Below are 16,383 nucleotides of genomic sequence, written 5' to 3'. Positions count from 1 at the left end.
ATGGTGAACGCCGCCGCAATCCGCTATACATCATTCAATGCACTACCGAACTACAGGTTCTTGCTGAGTCTGATTACCAGATGGCCTTGCCGGAGCTGTCCTTGATATTGGCTTTCCAGGAATCTTCAACCAGCTTGGTGACCGAGGCAGGCAGCGGCACGTAGTCCAGATCGGCTGCAGCTGCGCCGCCGTTCTTGTATGCCCAGTCGAAGAACTTCAGGACTTCCTTGCCCTTGGCGCCGTCGGCAGCTTGCGCCTTGTGCAACAGGATGAAAGTCGCGCTGCTGATCGGCCAGCTGTTCTTGCCGGCTGCATCGGTGAAGTCAACTGCGAACCCTGGAGTCTTGGCCCAGTCGGCAGCGGCGGTAGCCGACTTGAAAGTCGCGTCGTCAGGCGACACGAAAGCGCCGTCCTTGTTCTTCAGCTGGGTGTAGTTCAGCTTGTTCTTCTTCACGTAAGCGTATTCGACGTAGCCGATTGCACCCTTGACCTTTTGCACGTTGGCGGCGACGCCTTCGTTACCCTTGCCGCCCACGCCAACCGGCCACTTCACTGCAGTGCCTGCGCCGATTTTCGACTTGAAGTCGGCATTGGCCTTCGACAGGTAGCTGGTGAACACGAACGATGTGCCCGAACCGTCGGAACGGTACACAACGGTGATGTCTTCTGCCGGCAGCTTGACGCCTGCGTTCAGGGCAGCGATTTCAGGAGCATTCCACTTGGTGATCTTGCCGGCGTAGATGTCGCCCAGCACTTGACCGGACAGCTTGACCTGGCCTGGTGTCGTACCTTCCAGGTTGATGACCGGAACCACGCCGCCGACCACTGCCGGGAATTGCGTCAGGCCGTCAGCTTCCAAATCGGCTTGCGACAGCGGTGCATCGGATGCGCCGAAGTCAACGGTCTTGGCCTTGATTTGCTTGATGCCGCCGCCGGAGCCGATGGATTGGTAGTTCAGGCTGTTGCCGGTGGCCGCCTTGTACGACTCCGCCCACTTGGCGTAGATCGGGTATGGGAACGATGCGCCTGCGCCGGTGATTTCTGCTGCATGCACTGCGGCGGAAAATGCGACCGTGCCGCACACTGCCACTGCAACAGATTTAAGAATGTGATTGAACCCCATGTCTTGCTCCTTTGTTTGACGAGATAGTTTGTCGAAGAACCCATTTCATAAATTGCCGTCCTACTGCACTGCTGACGGAATTTATAAAGAAACCTGCGGAACTGATGGAATGAGTTCCTGGGACGGGGTGAACTTTAACCAGCAAATGTGACGAGTTTATGACCCGCCCTTGTCATAAAGGGAAAAGAAGGGATTGCTTGACGGACAACAATGAAATCGGCGTGCGGACGGCGTTAGAATCAGGGATAGCGAGACAATTTCCAGACGGAAATGCAGATGCGCATGGGATATGGCGTTTGTGACAAAGCGCTCCGGCCTTGTCATTAACTTGTCATACAGCCCCCCTACACTGCGAAAAAGCTATGAACACCAATGGGATCGGCGCATGACCAGAAAAGAAAAACCGGACGATAACGCACACACAGAAATCAATCCGACCGCCATTTACCTCAACCGCGAACTGTCCCAGCTGGCGTTCAATCGCCGGGTGCTGGCGCAGGCCGAGAACAAGCAGATTCCGCTGCTGGAGCGTCTGCGCTATCTGTGCATCTGCAGCAGCAACCTCGATGAATTCTTTGAAGTGCGCATCGCCAGCCTGCTGGCCAATCGCATCGAGGGCGAACACATCGATCCGCCTGAACTGAGCGCGGCGCTGGAGCGCACCAGCATCGAATGCCACCAGATCGTGGCGCGCCAGTATGAATTGCTGAACAAGGACATCCTGCCGCAACTGGCGCACAAGGGTATCCACCTGCTGCGCCACGAAGACCGCAACGAGGCGCAGCGCGCCTGGGTCAAGCAGTACTTCGAGCAAAACGTGCGGCCGCTGCTGACACCGATCGGCCTTGATCCGGCCCATCCGTTCCCGCAGGTGCTGAACAAGAGCCTGAACTTCATTATCGAGCTGTCCGGCAAGGACGCCTTCGGCCGCGGCACGGCGATCGCCATCGTCAAGGCGCCGCGGGTTCTGCCGCGCGTGATTCGCCTGCCCGACGGCCTGTCGGACAAGAAAGGCGTGTCGTTTTGCCTGCTGTCCTCGGTGATCCATGCGCATATTGCGGAATTGTTTACCGGCCGCGAAATCACCGCCTATTCCCAGTTCCGCGTCACGCGCAACAGCGACCTGTGGGTCGACGAAGAAGAAGTCAAGAACTTGCGCCAAGCCCTGCAGACTGAATTGCAGAGCCGCCAGTTCGGCGTCGGCGTGCGTCTCGAAGTCGCCAACAACTGTCCCGAACACCTCGCGCAATTCCTGCTCGAGCAGTTCTCGATCGAACGCAACCGCCTGTATGCCGTCAAGGGACCGGTGAACCTGGTGCGCCTATCGGAACTGGTCGACCTCGTGTCGGAGCCGGCGCTGCGCTTCCCGCCGTTTGCGCAGACGCTGCCGCCGCACCTGCAGAACGAAAACATCTTCGCCGTGCTGAAGAAGCGCGACGTGCTGCTGCATCATCCGTTCCAGTCGTTCCAGCCGGTGGTGGATTTCATCCGCACCGCGGCGCAAGATCCCAGCGTGATGGCGATCAAGCAAACCATTTACCGCACCGGCATGAACTCCGACCTGATGGAAGCGCTCATCCACGCCGCCCAGCGCGGCAAGGAAGTCACCGTCATCGTGGAACTGATGGCGCGCTTCGACGAGGAAGCCAACATCAACTGGGCGGTCAAGCTGGAACAGGCCGGCGCGCAAGTCGTCTACGGCGTGGTCGGCCTCAAGACCCACGCCAAGATTGCGCTGGTGATCCGCCGCGAAGACAATGCCCTGCACTTCTACGCTCACCTCGGCACCGGTAATTACCACCCGACCACGACCAAGTTCTATACCGACTTCGGCCTGCTGACCTCGCACCGCGAACTGACCGCCGAAGTCAACGAAGTGTTCATCCACCTGACCACGCTGACCAAGCCGCGCACCCTGAGTTATCTGTGGCTGGCACCGTTCTCGCTGCAGAAGGAAATTATCCGCGCCATCCGCAACGAAGCGCAGATCGCCCGGGAAGGCCGGCCGGCGCGCATCATCGCCAAGATGAACGCCTTGCTGGACGAGTCGGTGATCCGTGCGCTGTATGCGGCCTCGGCCGACGGCGTCAAGATCGACCTGATCGTGCGCGGCGCCTGCGCGCTGCGTCCGGGCGTGGCCGGTCTGTCTGAAAACATCCGCGTGCGCTCGGTGATCGGCCGCTACCTGGAACACTCGCGCATCTATTATTTCCGCAACGACCTGGCGCACGACGTCTATCTGTCGAGCGCCGACTGGATGAACCGCAACCTGTTCCGCCGCATCGAAGTGGCGTTCCCGATTCTGGACAAGTCGCTCAAGAAACGCATCATCACGGAAGGCCTCGATCCCTACCTGAAGGACAATACCAACGCCTGGCACCTGAACTGCGACGGCGTCTATGTACAGAAGAAACCACGGACGCGCCAGGCTGCATTCAGCGCGCAAGCTCACCTGATGCACACACTCGGCATTGCCGTGCCAGGCGAGGAATGACACGACCCGGCCTGGAGGGGCTGACAAGACGCCGCCGGCGTTGCTTCTCCCGGTCCGTTAACTGGGATACTCTTGTACTGTCTGCGTCGGCGCGCCATGCCATCGACGTTTTATCAGCGACTCTTATCAGCGGAGGCGAATCCCCATGGAACTGATCTTATGGCGTCATGCCGAAGCGGAACTCGGCGAACCCGACGAGGGCCGCGCCCTCACCGGCAAGGGACACAAGCAGGCCTGGAAGGTCGCCGACTGGCTCGACCGCAATCTGCCGGAAAGCTGCCGTATCCTGGTCAGTCCCGCCACCCGCACCTTGCAGACGGCCGAAGCGCTCGGCCGCAAGTTCAAAATCCATCCCGACCTGGCGCCCGACAAAAGTCCGCAAGACCTGCTCGCCGCCGCCAACTGGCCCGACAGCCGCGAACCGGTACTGGTGATCGGCCACCAGCCGACGCTGGGCCTGGCGGCCGCGCAACTGATCAGCGGCCAGCAGCAGGAATGGTCGATCCGCAAAGCCAACGTGTGGTGGATCGCGCAGCGCGAACGCGGCGACATCACGACCAATTATTTGCGTGCGGTGATGGCGCCGGATCTCATTTCCAAATAGTCAAAATAAAAAGGCTGCTCATCGAGCAGCCTTTTTAACGACCGGACCCGATCACCCGGGCCGGAACGGCTTAAAACTCTTCCCAGCTTCCTTCATCCTGCGACACCGCAGGACGCTTCGGCGTCGGCGCCAAGGTCTTCTGGCGCGCCGCTGGCGGCTTGCTCGCCGGGGCCGCCGGAGCGGCTGCCTCGGCCGCCAGCTCCAACGGCGGATTCACAGTCTTCAGCATCGACGGCGTACTCACAGCCTGGGCGGCGAAGGCGGCGTTGTCGATCTTGAAGACGCCGACCGCGCGCGCCAGCAGATCGGCCTGTTCCTGCAGGCTCTCCGCCGCCGCTGCGGCCTGTTCGACCAGCGCCGCATTTTGCTGCGTGATTTCATCGATCTGCGAAATGGCGTTGTTGACTTCGGCAATGCCGGCGCTCTGTTCCTTGCTGGCGGCGGTGATCTCACCCATGATGTCGGCCACGTGCTTGACCGAGGTGACGATTTCGCTCATGGTCACGCCGGCTTCATCGACCAGCTTGCCGCCGGCGTCGACCTTGCTGACCGAGTCGCCGATCAGGGTCTTGATTTCCTTGGCGGCCGATGCCGAGCGCTGCGCCAGGCTGCGCACTTCGGAGGCCACCACGGCGAAGCCACGACCCTGCTCACCGGCGCGCGCCGCTTCCACTGCCGCGTTCAAGGCGAGGATATTGGTCTGGAAAGCGATGCCGTCGATGACGCCGATGATGTCGACGATCTTGCTCGAGCTTTCCTTGATCGAACCCATGGTCTGCACCACGTCGCCGACCACCTTGCCGCCCTTGACCGCATAGTCGGAGGCCGACATCACGAGCTGGTTGGCCTGATGTGCATTCTCGGCGTTCTGCTTGACCGTCGAGGTCAGTTGCTCCATCGAGCTGGCGGTTTCTTCCAGGCTGGAAGCCTGCGATTCAGTGCGGTTCGACAGGTCGGCGTTGCCGGTGGCGATCTCTTGCGACGCCACCGCGATGATGGCGGCGCTCTGCTTGATTTCATTGACGGTCACCGCCAGCTTGGTCTGCATCGTGTTGAGCGAATGCACCAGTTGACCCGCTTCGTCGTGGCTCTTTTCTTCCACGGTCTGGGTCAGGTCGCCGCTGGCGATGGTTTCGGTGATCTTGCCGGCGCGCAGCAGCGGCGCGGTGATGGTGCGGGTAATCGACCAGGTGAAGAAGGCGCCCAGCAGCAATGTCACCAGGCCGATCACGATCATGCCGATCTGGCCGCTGTGATAACTGGCCTGGAAGGCCACGTAGGCCGCCGACATGTCTTCCTGCTGATACGCGGCGAGCGCGGCGACGCTGGCCATCCACTTGTCGTAGGACGGCAGGAAGTCGCTCTTGAGGAGTTGGGCCGCGTCGAAGTAATTGCCGGCGCCGACCATTTCACGGATCTTTTCGACGATCGGGAACAGCACCTTGCGCTCGGCGGCGGAGGCCGTCAGCAGCGCCTTGCCCTTGTCGGTGGAAGTCAGCTTGGTGAGTTGATTTTCATAGCCTGCGTAAGCCTGCAGGATCTTGGCCAGGCGCTGGTTTTCCTGCTGGCCTTCGGCGGCGTCGGTAGGCGTGACCACCTTGCGCAAGGCCAGCGCCAGGGCGCTGCCGGATTCGCGCATGCTCATCGCCGCGGTCATGCTGGCGACCTTCTGGTCGATGATGTAGGCGCTGCTGCTTTCCATCTCGGTCATGCGCCACAGGCCGTTGAGCAGGATCGCCGCTGCGCAGAGCAAGACCAGGCAGAACCCCAGTGCAAGACGTGTGCCAATTTTGATATTTGAAATCATAACGCTCAACTTCCCCTGATAAAAAACTGCCGTCCCTGAAGATGCAAACCGCCGGATAGTTCCACTACTTGCTGTTGCAGGAAGATCGGGCCGGATTCACCGGCGGACGGTCTGCCTTGTTTCGTCAGCAGGATTCATGCCTGCCTGGGTTTCGAGTAATTGTACGGGTTTCGCTCCGTTTTTTCTTGTTGTTCAGCAACATCTGTTGATCGGGAAAAGGCGGTGCGCCAAGGTGGAAGATTCCGCCTCGGCCATTCCTTTTATCGCCGTGAATGCCGCGTCTGTGCGCGTGTACTGTTCCGACGTTTCGTTACCCTTCGATGCTTGTGCCGCATCTTAGATAAGCGCCGAAAACAAGGCTAATGCTTTGTGCGCATGTAACTATACCTTTATCGCATAGTTATCTTAAGCACAATCCGGACGCACGAAAGCGGCGCACCCGGAATGGAAAACGCATGAAAAAAGTCCGCACAACGAATCGTGCGGGTTCTTGCTCTGCGGTGATTTTACCGCCATGGCCGCAACGCGGTGCGCACGGCGGATCAGAACTCGTCCCATTCATTGCCGCCGGCATCGACTGGTTTGGCGACCGTCGTCGACGCGCGCTTGCCGGTCGCTTTCATTGCCGACGGCCTTCCCGGCGCCGGCAATGTCGCCGCTGCGAAAGGTGACGGAGTACGCGACGGCGCAGGCAAGGACATCACCGGCTTGTGCTGCGCCTCCGCCGGCGTGATCCGGAATACGCTGACAGCCTTGGCCAGCACATCGGCCTGCTCCTGCAAACTCTCGGCCGCCGCCGCAGCTTGTTCAACGAGCGCGGCATTCTGCTGCGTGATCTCGTCCATCTGCGTGATGGCGCGATTGACTTCTTCGATGCCGGTGCTCTGCTCCTGGCTGGCGGCGGTGATCTCGCCCATGATGTCGGCCACGTGCCGGACCGAGGTCACGATCTCGGTCATCGTCGCACCGGCTTCGTCGACCAGCTTGCCGCCGGCGTCGACCTTGCCGACCGAGTCGCTGATCAGTTGCTTGATCTCCTTCGCGGCAGACGCCGAGCGCTGCGCCAGGCTGCGCACTTCGGAGGCCACCACGGCAAAACCGCGGCCCTGCTCGCCGGCGCGCGCCGCTTCCACCGCCGCATTCAATGCCAGGATATTGGTCTGGAAGGCGATGCCGTCGATCACGCTGATGATGTCGACGATTTTGCTCGAACTATCCTTGATCGAGCCCATGGTCTGCACCACGTCGCCGACCACTTTGCCGCCCTTGACGGCGAGTTCCGAGGCCGAGGTCACCAGCGAGTTGGCCTGGCGCGCGTTGTCGGCGTTCTGGCGCACGGTCGAGGTGAGTTCTTCCATCGAGCTCGCGGTTTCCTCCAGGCTGGAGGCCTGCGACTCGGTGCGATTGGACAGGTCGGCATTGCCGGTGGCGATTTCTTTCGACGCGACATGGATCACGTCGATGCTGGCGCGTACATCGCTGACGATGTCCACCAGGCTGCCGGTCATGTCGTTGAGCGCATGCAGCAGCTGCGCCGATTCGTCGCTGCCCGTGACCACCGCACGCGAAGTCAGGTCGCAGGAAGCCACGCGCTGCGCCATCGCCACCGATTCCGACATCGGCACGGTGATCGAACGCGACAGCATGTAGCCGACCCATGCGGCAAACAAGGCGAGCGCGCCGATGCCGCCGAGCAGCCAGATTTCCATGCGGCGCAATTGCGCGGTCTGCTGGCCGAGGGTGCTTTCGAGGCTGCCGATGACGGCGTCGACGACCTTGAACTGGGCATCAATGGCTTCGGTGAATTTGCCGAAATATTCCTGCGGAGGAAACTCCAGCGCCTCCGCCTTGAGGATCTTTTCGTCGGCCAGCGCAATCACGGCGGCGGCCTTTGTCTTGGCGTCTGCCACGGTTGCGCCGAGCACGTCCTTGAGCGAGGCGTTGATCAGGAACGCCTGCTGGAACAGCTGGTCGGCTTGCCGCAGACGTTCGACGGCGCCCTGGCGGGGGCTGATGATGGCCAGCTTGTCGTCGGGCGTGGCGACTTTCTTGCCGAGCATGGCCGAGCCTCGCGCGCGCATCTTGCCGAGTTCTTCGGTCAGCAGCGGGAAGGCGATGAAGCCGCCGCTGATCAGCTTCGAACTGTCGAGGTCCGGATCTAGACTGAGCCGGAAGTCATCGAGAATGAGGTCGTTGATCTCGAACAGCCTGACGATGCCGTCGCTGTGTCCGCTGAAACTCTGCGGCCCGGTTACCTGCCCTGCGGCGACACCGTCGCGCAGGGTGTTCCACGCCGCCATCACGCTGGCGAGATCCTGTCCGATGGCTGGATTGCGCACACCGGATTTCTTGAGCTGCGCCTGCAGTTCCTGCAGCGCCCGGTCGACTTCCTGCGCCTTGGCCTGCCGTTGAGCCGCGACCGTGGCGTTACCGCCGAGCAGGACCGCCGACATGCCGCGGTGCTGCTGCATCAATTGCATCGAACGCAGCAAGGCGCGCGCAGGCACCACGCCTTTCATTTCCAGGGTCTTGTGAGCGATCACGCTTTCCGCGCTGATGATGTACAAAGTGGTGGGCACGCCGAACAAGGCGAGACCGATGATTCCGAGCAGGGCGAATTTCTTCCACAACTGCAATCTGGCGAACAGACTTTTCATGACTTCCCCCCAATGATGTTTCTATAAAGCATCGCGAGCACATGGCCACATCGGGACAAACAGGACGGTGAAGTGGACTTCATCTTGTTTTATATCGAAACGGCCACATTGCAAGCGACTTGACCTACGGACCGGTATGCAAAAAGCATACCGGTCCTTGCCCGTCAGGGCTGCAGAGGCGCATGGGAAAAGGAGGCGGTTAAAAGTCCGTCTGTTCGGGCGTATCGAAATGGCGACACCGGCCCGCGAACGGGGCCGGCAGGTGCAGGAGATCAGAGCAAATTCAGCGCAAATTGAAAATAAAATCAGCGGGAATCATGCAGTACGGCGCCGCCCAACTCCACCGCAGCCGTGTTGCGGGCGTAGTGCAGATGCTGCAGGAATTGCTGGGTGGCGGCATCCCATGAATACGTCAGCGCATGCGCGCGCACATCGTCGCGCGACAGTTGCAAGGCATCCATGCAGGCGACGTCGAGTTCATCGTTCAGGGCGCCGGAGACACCGTTGGCGACGACGTCGATCGGCCCTTCGACCGGATACGCTGCGACCGGTACGCCGCAGGCCATGGCTTCGGCGAGCACGAGTCCGAAGGTATCGGTACGGCTGGGGAATACGAAGACGTCGGCGCAGTTGTAATACGCCGGCAATTCGTCATGCCCCTTGGCGCCGAGGAAGCGCACATGCGGATAGCGCTGCTCGAGTTCTTCGCGCTGCGGACCATCGCCGATGACCCATTTGGAGCCCGGCAAGTCAAGCTTGAGGAAGGCTTCGATATTCTTTTCGACGGCGACGCGGCCGACGTACAGGAACAGCGGCCGCACGATGCAGGCATGGTCTTCCGCCGCCGGCCGGAAGTGTTCCGTATCGACGCCGCGGCCCCACAGGGCGACGTTGCGGAAACCGTTCTTTTCCAGCGCGTCCTTCATCTTCGGCGTCGGCACCATGATGGCTTTGGACGGGCCGTGGAACCAGCGCATCAACCGGTACGTCAGCGCCTTCGGCAACAGCTTGCGCGCGCTCAGGTATTCCGGGAAGCGGGTGTGATAGGCGGTGGTGAAATCCAGCTTGTTCTTAAGGCAGTAGCGGCGCGCCGCCAGACCCATCGGGCCTTCGGTGGAGATGTGGATGCAATCCGGCTTGAACGCATCCAGCGCGGCGGCGATCTTGGCATACGGCTTGTAGGCCAGCCGTATTTCGGGGTAAGTCGGGCAGGCGAACGTACGGAAATCGCGCGGCGCCAGCATCAGTACGTCATGACCTTTGTTGCGCAGGCATTGTTGGGTTGCCCGCAGGGTGTTGACTACGCCATTGACTTGGGGCTCGCCCGCGTCGCTTACGATGGCAATGCGCATAAATCTTCTACTCCGGCTAATTTCGAACTCTTCTTCAATTGCATGATCTCGCCCCAGGTCACCAGGCGCAGTTCGCCGGAGGCATCTTCCACCAGCGCGGACAGGCTTTCCACCCAGTCGCCGTCGTTGCAGTACTTGATGCCGTTGATGTCGCGGATTTCCGGTTTGTGTATGTGGCCGCAGATGACGCCGTCGAGGCCTTTCTTGGAGGCTTCCGCAGCCAGCGCATCTTCGAACGAGGTGATGTAGTTGACCGCGTTCTTGACCTTGCCCTTCAGGTATTGCGACAGCGACCAGTACGGCAATCCTGCACGCGCACGCCAGCTGTTGAACCACTGGTTGAACTTGAGGATCATGGTGTAGAGGTTGTCGCCGACATAGGCCAGCCACTTGGCGCAGGCGATGACGCCGTCGAAACGGTCGCCGTGGATGACCAGCATGCGCTTGCCGTTGGCGGTGGTGTGCACCAGCTCGTCACGGATCTTGATGCCGCCGAAATCGAGGTCGATGAACTGACGGATGACTTCGTCGTGGTTGCCCGGCACGAAGACCACGTTGGTGCCCTTCTTGGCTTTCTTGAGCACCGTCTGCACCACGTTGTTGTGGCTTTGCTCCCAGTACCAGCGACGCTTGAGCTGCCAGCCGTCGATGATGTCGCCGACCAGGTACAGCGTGTCGGACTCGGTGGCGCGCAGGAATTCCAGCAGCCGTTGCGCCTGGCATCCCGGCGTGCCGAGATGCACGTCCGAGATCCAGATGGTGCGAAAATGGAGAGGATCGCGTTTCGTTCCCAGAGTGGCGTCTATACCGTTGGCATCCAGAAATTGATCGCGTGATTTCATGCGGCTCTCGATTCTTTCAGGTAGTGGCGGGCGTAACGGCCGTCCAGCTTTGCCAACGGCAACAGCAGGAAGAAATCGGCCGAGTGGAAATCAGGATCCCATGCCGGCTCGCCGCAGACCCATGCGCCGCTGCGCAGGTAGCCGCGCAGCAGCGGCGGGACTTGCGGCTGGTGGCCGGCTTCGCGTTCCTCGATCGGGAATGCCGTGTGCGGCGTGACGCTGTACTCTTGCGGCGCCATGTTGTTTTCGCGGAAGGCGTGATACAGCGCTGCCGCGTTGTGACCGCCATCGGCCAGGCTGACGCTGGCGCAACCCATCAGGTAGTCGCAGCGTTCGCGGCGCATGAAGTCGGCAATGCCGGCCCACAGCAACATGATGACGGCGCCGCTGCGATAGTCCGGATGGATGCAGGCGCGGCCGGCTTCGCAGATGGAGTTGCGGATATTGTCGAGGCGGCTCAGGTCGAATTCCTGCTCCGAGTAAAACTTGCCCATGCGGCGTGCAGCGTGCGGGCTCATCACGCGGTAGGTGCCGACCACGCTCAGGGTCTTGTTGTCGCGTACGATCAGGTGGTCGCAGTAGTCGTCGAATTCATCCTTGTCGAGACCTTCTGCGTTGGCCAGTGCGGACAGGTTCATCGTCTCGATGAAGACCTTGTAGCGCAGACGCTGTACTTCGCGCACTTCTTCCGGCGTGGTGGCCAGGCTCAGTGACAGTTTGGAGGAACTCAGGTTAGCATCTGCCGGAGTGGTAAGCAGTCTCATGCATCGTCCTTTTTCAGTTGACAACGTTGCAGAGCGTAACTGCCGATTATTTCAGGCCAATGACAGCTGGACGCGACATGGCGTGATAGCAACGGATAGCGGTACAAACGAGCACGATCGCGCGATTGTCAGCCTCCAGCAAGCTTTACGGGGCGACAACAGTCGATGAAGAGATGAACTTTATGTCGTAGCGTCCCTCGAACAGGCAAGAGCGAATTATCGTTTCGTTATCGCTTCATTACCGCTTTATTGCTGCTTCGATTCATTCCCCTTCCCCGCAAAGAAAGATGCCATGACTGAAGATGAAATCCGTCGCAATGCTTTCGCCATGCCCATCCACAACCCGGCGTTTCCGCCAGGCCCCTATCGCTTCGTCGATCGCGAGTTCCTGATCATTACCTACCGTACCGATCCGGAAGCGCTCAGGAAGATCATTCCCGCACCCTTGCAGTTCGTCGAGCCGATCGTCAAGTTCGAGTTCATCAACATGCCCGACTCGACCGGCTTCGGCCATTATTGCGAGTCGGGACAGGTGATCCCGGTCACGCTCAACGGCGTCGCCGGCGGCTATGTCCACAGCATGTACCTCAACGACCATCCGCCGATTGCGGGCGGACGCGAGCTATGGGGCTTCCCCAAAAAGCTCGGCTCGCCGGAGCTGCGGGTGCACACCGACACGCTGGTCGGTACGCTCGATTACAGCGATTTTCGCGTCGCCACCGGCACCATGGGTTTCAAGCACCGCACGCTCGATCATGAGACGGTGGCGAAGACGCTGGCGTCGCCCAGTTTCCTGCTGAAAATCATTCCCCACGTCGACGGCACACCCCGCATCTGCGAACTGGTACAGTACAGTCTGTCGGACATCACCATCAAGGGTGCCTGGACCGGTCCCGGCGCGCTGGACCTGCATTCGCATGCACTGGCGCCGATCGCCGACCTGCCGGTGCTGGAAGTCATCTCTGCGGTGCACATTTTGTCTGACCTGACTTTGCCGCTGGGCACGGTCGCTTACGATTATCTTGCTTAATATCTGGTCATTATTTGCTTAATGTTTGTTTAATTTGCTTAATTTGTTTAACAAAGGAACGTCATGGTACTCAAAGATAAAGTCGCTCTGATCACAGGCGCAGCCAGCGGCATCGGCAAGGAAATCGCCATTGAATACGCCAAGGCCGGCGCCAAGGTCGTCATCGCCGATCTGGCGCTCGACGCCGCCAAGGCCGCCGCCGACGAGATCAACAAGAGCGGCGGCACCGCAATGGCCGTCGCCATGAACGTGGTCGACGAAGCACAGGTCGACAAGGGCATCGCCGACGCAGTGGCCGCCTACGGCACGCTCGACATCCTGATCAGCAACGCCGGCATCCAGATCATCGCCCCGATCGTCGACAGCACGCTGGAAAACTGGCGCAAGATGCTGGCGATCCACCTCGACGGCGCCTACCTGACCACCCGCGCGGCAATGCGCGCAATGATCAAGGCCGGCAAGGGCGGCTCGATCATCTATATGGGTTCGGTGCACTCGCACGAAGCGTCCCCGCTGAAAGCGCCGTACGTCACCGCCAAGCATGGCCTCATCGGCCTGGCCAAGGTGGTCGCCAAGGAAGGTGCGAAGGACAAGATCCGCTCGAACGTGATCTGTCCGGGCTTCGTGCGTACGCCGCTGGTGGAGAAGCAGATTCCTGAACAGGCCAAGGAACTGAACATCAGCGAAGAAGACGTGATCAAGAAGGTGATGCTGAAGGATACTGTTGACGGTGAATTCACCACGACTGCGGATGTGGCGCAGACGGCGGTGTTCCTCGCGGCGTTTCCTACCAATGCGCTTACCGGGCAGTCGGTGGTGGTTAGTCATGGGTGGTTTATGCAGTAAGCGGTTGCCGCTTGCGTTGGATGAAGAGGCCGCCTTTATTGGCGGCTTTTTTTTGTCTGTTGTTCCGACTTCGGTTTGTCGGTAGCTTCTGTGGTTTGTTCTTCGGACGACCCTGCCGGGGGTAGCCCGGCGGCTACTCACTTTTCTTGTCTCGCCAAGAAAAGTAAGCAAAAGAAGCGACCGCTGGTTCGTAGCCCCCTGCCGGGGGTTCCCGGCGTCGTCAGGTACAAATCGGGAGGGGAAACAAACTCGCTGCGCTCAGACAAGTTTCCCCTCTTTATCCGATTTGCACCTGCCGCCACCGGCTACTCGCAAGCGGACTGCCAGACTGGCTCGCTTCGCATCGCCAGGGGACCGTGGTGAAGTGAAAGTCGCAGTTCTCCGCTATCAATCAAACCCAAGATGGCAATCACGATGCCGAAGGCGAGCCACCCAAGGCAATGCGAAGCGAGCCGAGAAAGAAGTTCCGCTTATGAGTCGCCGTTGGTGACGTGCTCAAATCGGAAAAAGAAGGGAAACTTGTCTGAGCGCAGCGAGTTTGTTTCCCTTCCCGATTTGAGTGCGGCGCCAACGGGAACCCCGCGCAGCGGGGCGGCGAATCGCGGTCGCCTTCTTTTGCTTACTTTTCTTGGCGAAGCAAGAAAAGTGAGCGGCTGCCGGGCCGCCCCCGGCAACCACGGTCGTCCGAAGAAAAAACAGAATGAGTTACAGAACAAACGAGCTCGAACCGACAAACTAACAGGAGAACCCAATGAAAAAACCCAAGAAAGTCATCATCACCTGCGCCGTAACCGGCGCCATCCACACGCCATCGATGTCCCCCTACCTGCCCGTCACCCCGGACGAAATCCGCGACGCAGCACTGGGCGCGGCAGAAGCCGGCGCCGCCATCGTCCACCTTCACGCCCGCGATCCGCAAAACGGCAAGCCAACGCAAGACCCCGCCGAATTCCGCAAATTCCTCCCCCAGATCAAGGCAAAATCCAACGTCGTCATCAACCTCACCACCGGCGGCGCCCCCACAATGGGCGTGGAAGAACGCCTGCAACCGGCGCTCCAACTCAAACCCGAGGTTGCCTCCCTCAACATGGGCTCGATGAACTTCGGCCTGTACGAAATGCTCGACCGTTTCAAGGACTTCAAATACGACTGGGAAAAGCCCTACCTCGCCGAATCGGACGACCGCATCTTCCGCAACACCTTCAAGGACATCGCCTACATCCTCGAATCGTGCAGCGCCAACCAGACCCGTTTTGAAATCGAGTGCTACGACATCGGCCATCTCTACACCGCCGCCCACTTCATCGATCGCGGCCTGATCAAGCCGCCGTTCCTGATCCAGTCGGTATTCGGCCTGCGTGGCGGCATCGGCAACGACGTCGAAGACGTGATGCACATGAAGCGTACCGCCGACCGCCTGTTCGGCGACGACTATTACTGGTCGGTGCTGGGCGCCGGGCGCGGCCAGATTCCGATCGCGACCATGTCGGCGGCGATGGGCGGCCATACCCGCGTCGGCCTGGAAGATTCTCTGTGGGACGGCCCGGGCAAGCTGGCGCAAAGCAACGCCGCGCAAGTCAAGCGCATCCGCACGGTGATCGAAGCGCTGTCGCTGGAAGTGGCGACACCTGACGACGCCCGCCAGATGCTCAAGCTCAAGGGTGGCGACAACGTCGGTTTCTGAGCACGCTCCGCATCGCCTACACGCCTCTTCGGCCCGCTCCTACAGAGGATGTAGGAGCAGCTTTACTTTTTATCTCCCGCGGCGCTTCACGATTTTGTGAGCGCCGTTTTTTTTGATTTTCTTTCGCTGTCAGCTTTCTTTTTCGTTCGAAGAAGATCGTTGCAGATCGCGTTATTTCCCCGCCTGTTCGCCGGTGCTGCGCCGGGCTCGCCGTCAGCTTGCGAAAGCGAGCCTGCGAAGGGAAGGCTTGCCTGCGGAACATCATTGCAATCGCCCCGGTCGAACTTCCTGCAAAACAAAAAAGCCGAAGCCAGTGTGCTTCAGCCGACCCCAGGTAAACGGCGCAGCAGGTCTGCAACCGCACGAGCAAAGATTCGCAGTCCGTGCCGCTCCGCGTGCTAACCAGCCCAGGTGAACAATGAAAAAAGACAATCCGCCTCCTGCGGAACCCGGCGTGGCTTCACGCCGCGGATTCCTCTTCAAGACCATCGCCATCGTTCCGGCCGCATCCGCACTGACCGCCGGCACCCTGTTGCCGTCGGCGGCGCAGACCGTGGACGCCGGCACAGTGGCGGGAGAGTACCAGCCGCGCTTTTTCAATGCCGACGAATGGATCTTCCTCAAGGCCGCCGTCGACCGCCTGATCCCCGCCGATCCGGAAGGACCGGGCGCCCTTGACCTGAACGTGCACGCGTTCATCGACGGCCAGATGGAATCCGGTTTCGGCCACGCTTCCAACTGGTACATGCAGGGACCGTTCAAGGGCGATGCGCCGGCATTGTTCGGCTACCAGGCCAGCATGCCGCCGCGCGAACTGTACCGCGCCGGCATCGCCGCGCTCAATGAACACTGCCGCAAGAATTTCAGCGGCAAGACCTTCGCGCAACTCGCTCCCGGTGAGCAGGAACAGCTGTTCAAGGACATGGACGGCGGCACGCTGAAATTCGAACAGGTATCGGCCCAATGGTTTTTCACTTTCCTGTTGCAAAACACCAAGGAAGGCTATCTGTCGGACCCGATCCACGGCGGCAACAAGGGCATGGGCAGCTGGAAGATGATCGGATTTCCCGGCGCACGGGCGGACTTCCTCGACTTCGTCGGACCGTCCGACAAGGTCTATCCCTATGGCCCGGTGAGCATAGGCAAGCGCGGCTGAGCCGTTGAACATTGCGTCGTCCCG

At 60.3% G+C, this 16,383-nt stretch carries 12 protein-coding genes; 6 read left to right on the top strand and 6 right to left on the bottom strand.

The window, feature by feature from the left end; genetic code table 11:
* Nucleotides 1–73: 73 nt before the first annotated feature.
* Complete coding sequence (pstS, locus tag F506_RS04170; RefSeq protein WP_053195468.1) at nucleotides 74–1,123, bottom strand: phosphate ABC transporter substrate-binding protein PstS; 1,050 nt, start codon at nucleotides 1,121–1,123, stop codon at nucleotides 74–76.
* Nucleotides 1,124–1,508: 385 nt separating this feature from the next.
* On the opposite strand from pstS, the gene ppk1 reads away from it, so the two are divergent.
* On the top strand, nucleotides 1,509–3,617 hold the full coding sequence (gene ppk1 / locus F506_RS04165; protein WP_053195467.1) for a polyphosphate kinase 1: 2,109 nt from the start codon (nucleotides 1,509–1,511) through the stop codon (nucleotides 3,615–3,617).
* 145 nt (nucleotides 3,618–3,762) lie between these two features.
* The gene (locus tag F506_RS04160; protein ID WP_053195466.1) at nucleotides 3,763–4,221 is read left to right on the top strand and encodes a SixA phosphatase family protein; all 459 of its coding nucleotides are present in this window, start codon (nucleotides 3,763–3,765) and stop codon (nucleotides 4,219–4,221) included.
* Between the two features lie 70 nt (nucleotides 4,222–4,291).
* Here the strand turns inward: F506_RS04160 and F506_RS04155 are convergent, their stop codons facing one another.
* The 5 genes from F506_RS04155 to F506_RS04135 all read right to left on the bottom strand — a co-directional run bounded on the left by F506_RS04155 (nucleotide 4,292) and on the right by F506_RS04135 (nucleotide 11,643).
* Entirely contained in the window at nucleotides 4,292–6,028 is a 1,737-nt protein-coding gene (locus F506_RS04155) for a methyl-accepting chemotaxis protein (protein WP_053195465.1), read from the bottom strand.
* Nucleotides 6,029–6,570: 542 nt separating this feature from the next.
* On the bottom strand, nucleotides 6,571–8,685 hold the full coding sequence (locus tag F506_RS23770) for a methyl-accepting chemotaxis protein (protein ID WP_083457578.1): 2,115 nt from the start codon (nucleotides 8,683–8,685) through the stop codon (nucleotides 6,571–6,573).
* Nucleotides 8,686–8,990: 305 nt separating this feature from the next.
* Nucleotides 8,991–10,037: a glycosyltransferase family 4 protein gene (locus F506_RS04145; RefSeq protein ID WP_053195464.1), complete on the bottom strand. Its 1,047-nt coding sequence runs from the start codon at nucleotides 10,035–10,037 to the stop codon at nucleotides 8,991–8,993.
* Complete coding sequence (locus F506_RS04140; RefSeq protein WP_053195463.1) at nucleotides 10,019–10,879, bottom strand: UDP-2,3-diacylglucosamine diphosphatase; 861 nt, start codon at nucleotides 10,877–10,879, stop codon at nucleotides 10,019–10,021. The genes F506_RS04145 and F506_RS04140 overlap by 19 nt, the downstream gene beginning before the upstream one ends.
* Nucleotides 10,876–11,643, bottom strand: coding sequence for a GNAT family N-acetyltransferase (locus tag F506_RS04135; RefSeq protein ID WP_053195462.1), 768 nt, complete (start codon nucleotides 11,641–11,643; stop codon nucleotides 10,876–10,878). The genes F506_RS04140 and F506_RS04135 overlap by 4 nt, the downstream gene beginning before the upstream one ends.
* Nucleotides 11,644–11,935: 292 nt before the next feature.
* On the opposite strand from F506_RS04135, the gene F506_RS04130 reads away from it, so the two are divergent.
* The 4 genes from F506_RS04130 to F506_RS04115 all read left to right on the top strand — a co-directional run bounded on the left by F506_RS04130 (nucleotide 11,936) and on the right by F506_RS04115 (nucleotide 16,359).
* A complete protein-coding gene (locus F506_RS04130; protein ID WP_053195461.1) occupies nucleotides 11,936–12,673 on the top strand; it encodes an acetoacetate decarboxylase in 738 nt (245 codons plus the stop codon).
* Between the two features lie 63 nt (nucleotides 12,674–12,736).
* Nucleotides 12,737–13,519 carry a 3-hydroxybutyrate dehydrogenase gene (locus F506_RS04125; protein ID WP_053195460.1) on the top strand — a complete coding sequence of 261 codons (783 nt, stop codon included), beginning with the start codon at nucleotides 12,737–12,739 and terminating at the stop codon, nucleotides 13,517–13,519.
* Nucleotides 13,520–14,270: 751 nt separating this feature from the next.
* Complete coding sequence (locus F506_RS04120; protein ID WP_053195459.1) at nucleotides 14,271–15,203, top strand: BKACE family enzyme; 933 nt, start codon at nucleotides 14,271–14,273, stop codon at nucleotides 15,201–15,203.
* Between the two features lie 418 nt (nucleotides 15,204–15,621).
* Entirely contained in the window at nucleotides 15,622–16,359 is a 738-nt protein-coding gene (locus tag F506_RS04115) for a gluconate 2-dehydrogenase subunit 3 family protein (RefSeq protein WP_053195458.1), read from the top strand.
* Nucleotides 16,360–16,383 lie beyond the last annotated feature (24 nt).

It is taken from the genome of Herbaspirillum hiltneri N3 (assembly GCF_001267925.1).
Taxonomy (GTDB): domain Bacteria; phylum Pseudomonadota; class Gammaproteobacteria; order Burkholderiales; family Burkholderiaceae_D; genus Herbaspirillum; species Herbaspirillum hiltneri.
The sequence above is the reverse complement of the archived record's forward strand: the minus strand, read 5'-3'. Positions and strand labels throughout refer to the sequence as shown.

Coding starts and splice junctions, on each gene's coding strand:
- pstS (WP_053195468.1), bottom strand. CDS start 1,123: ATGGGGTTCAATCACATTCTTAAATCTGTTGCAGTGGCAGTGTGCGGC.
- ppk1 (WP_053195467.1), top strand. CDS start 1,509: ATGACCAGAAAAGAAAAACCGGACGATAACGCACACACAGAAATCAAT.
- F506_RS04160 (WP_053195466.1), top strand. CDS start 3,763: ATGGAACTGATCTTATGGCGTCATGCCGAAGCGGAACTCGGCGAACCC.
- F506_RS04155 (WP_053195465.1), bottom strand. CDS start 6,028: ATGATTTCAAATATCAAAATTGGCACACGTCTTGCACTGGGGTTCTGC.
- F506_RS23770 (WP_083457578.1), bottom strand. CDS start 8,685: ATGAAAAGTCTGTTCGCCAGATTGCAGTTGTGGAAGAAATTCGCCCTG.
- F506_RS04145 (WP_053195464.1), bottom strand. CDS start 10,037: ATGCGCATTGCCATCGTAAGCGACGCGGGCGAGCCCCAAGTCAATGGC.
- F506_RS04140 (WP_053195463.1), bottom strand. CDS start 10,879: ATGAAATCACGCGATCAATTTCTGGATGCCAACGGTATAGACGCCACT.
- F506_RS04135 (WP_053195462.1), bottom strand. CDS start 11,643: ATGAGACTGCTTACCACTCCGGCAGATGCTAACCTGAGTTCCTCCAAA.
- F506_RS04130 (WP_053195461.1), top strand. CDS start 11,936: ATGACTGAAGATGAAATCCGTCGCAATGCTTTCGCCATGCCCATCCAC.
- F506_RS04125 (WP_053195460.1), top strand. CDS start 12,737: ATGGTACTCAAAGATAAAGTCGCTCTGATCACAGGCGCAGCCAGCGGC.
- F506_RS04120 (WP_053195459.1), top strand. CDS start 14,271: ATGAAAAAACCCAAGAAAGTCATCATCACCTGCGCCGTAACCGGCGCC.
- F506_RS04115 (WP_053195458.1), top strand. CDS start 15,622: ATGAAAAAAGACAATCCGCCTCCTGCGGAACCCGGCGTGGCTTCACGC.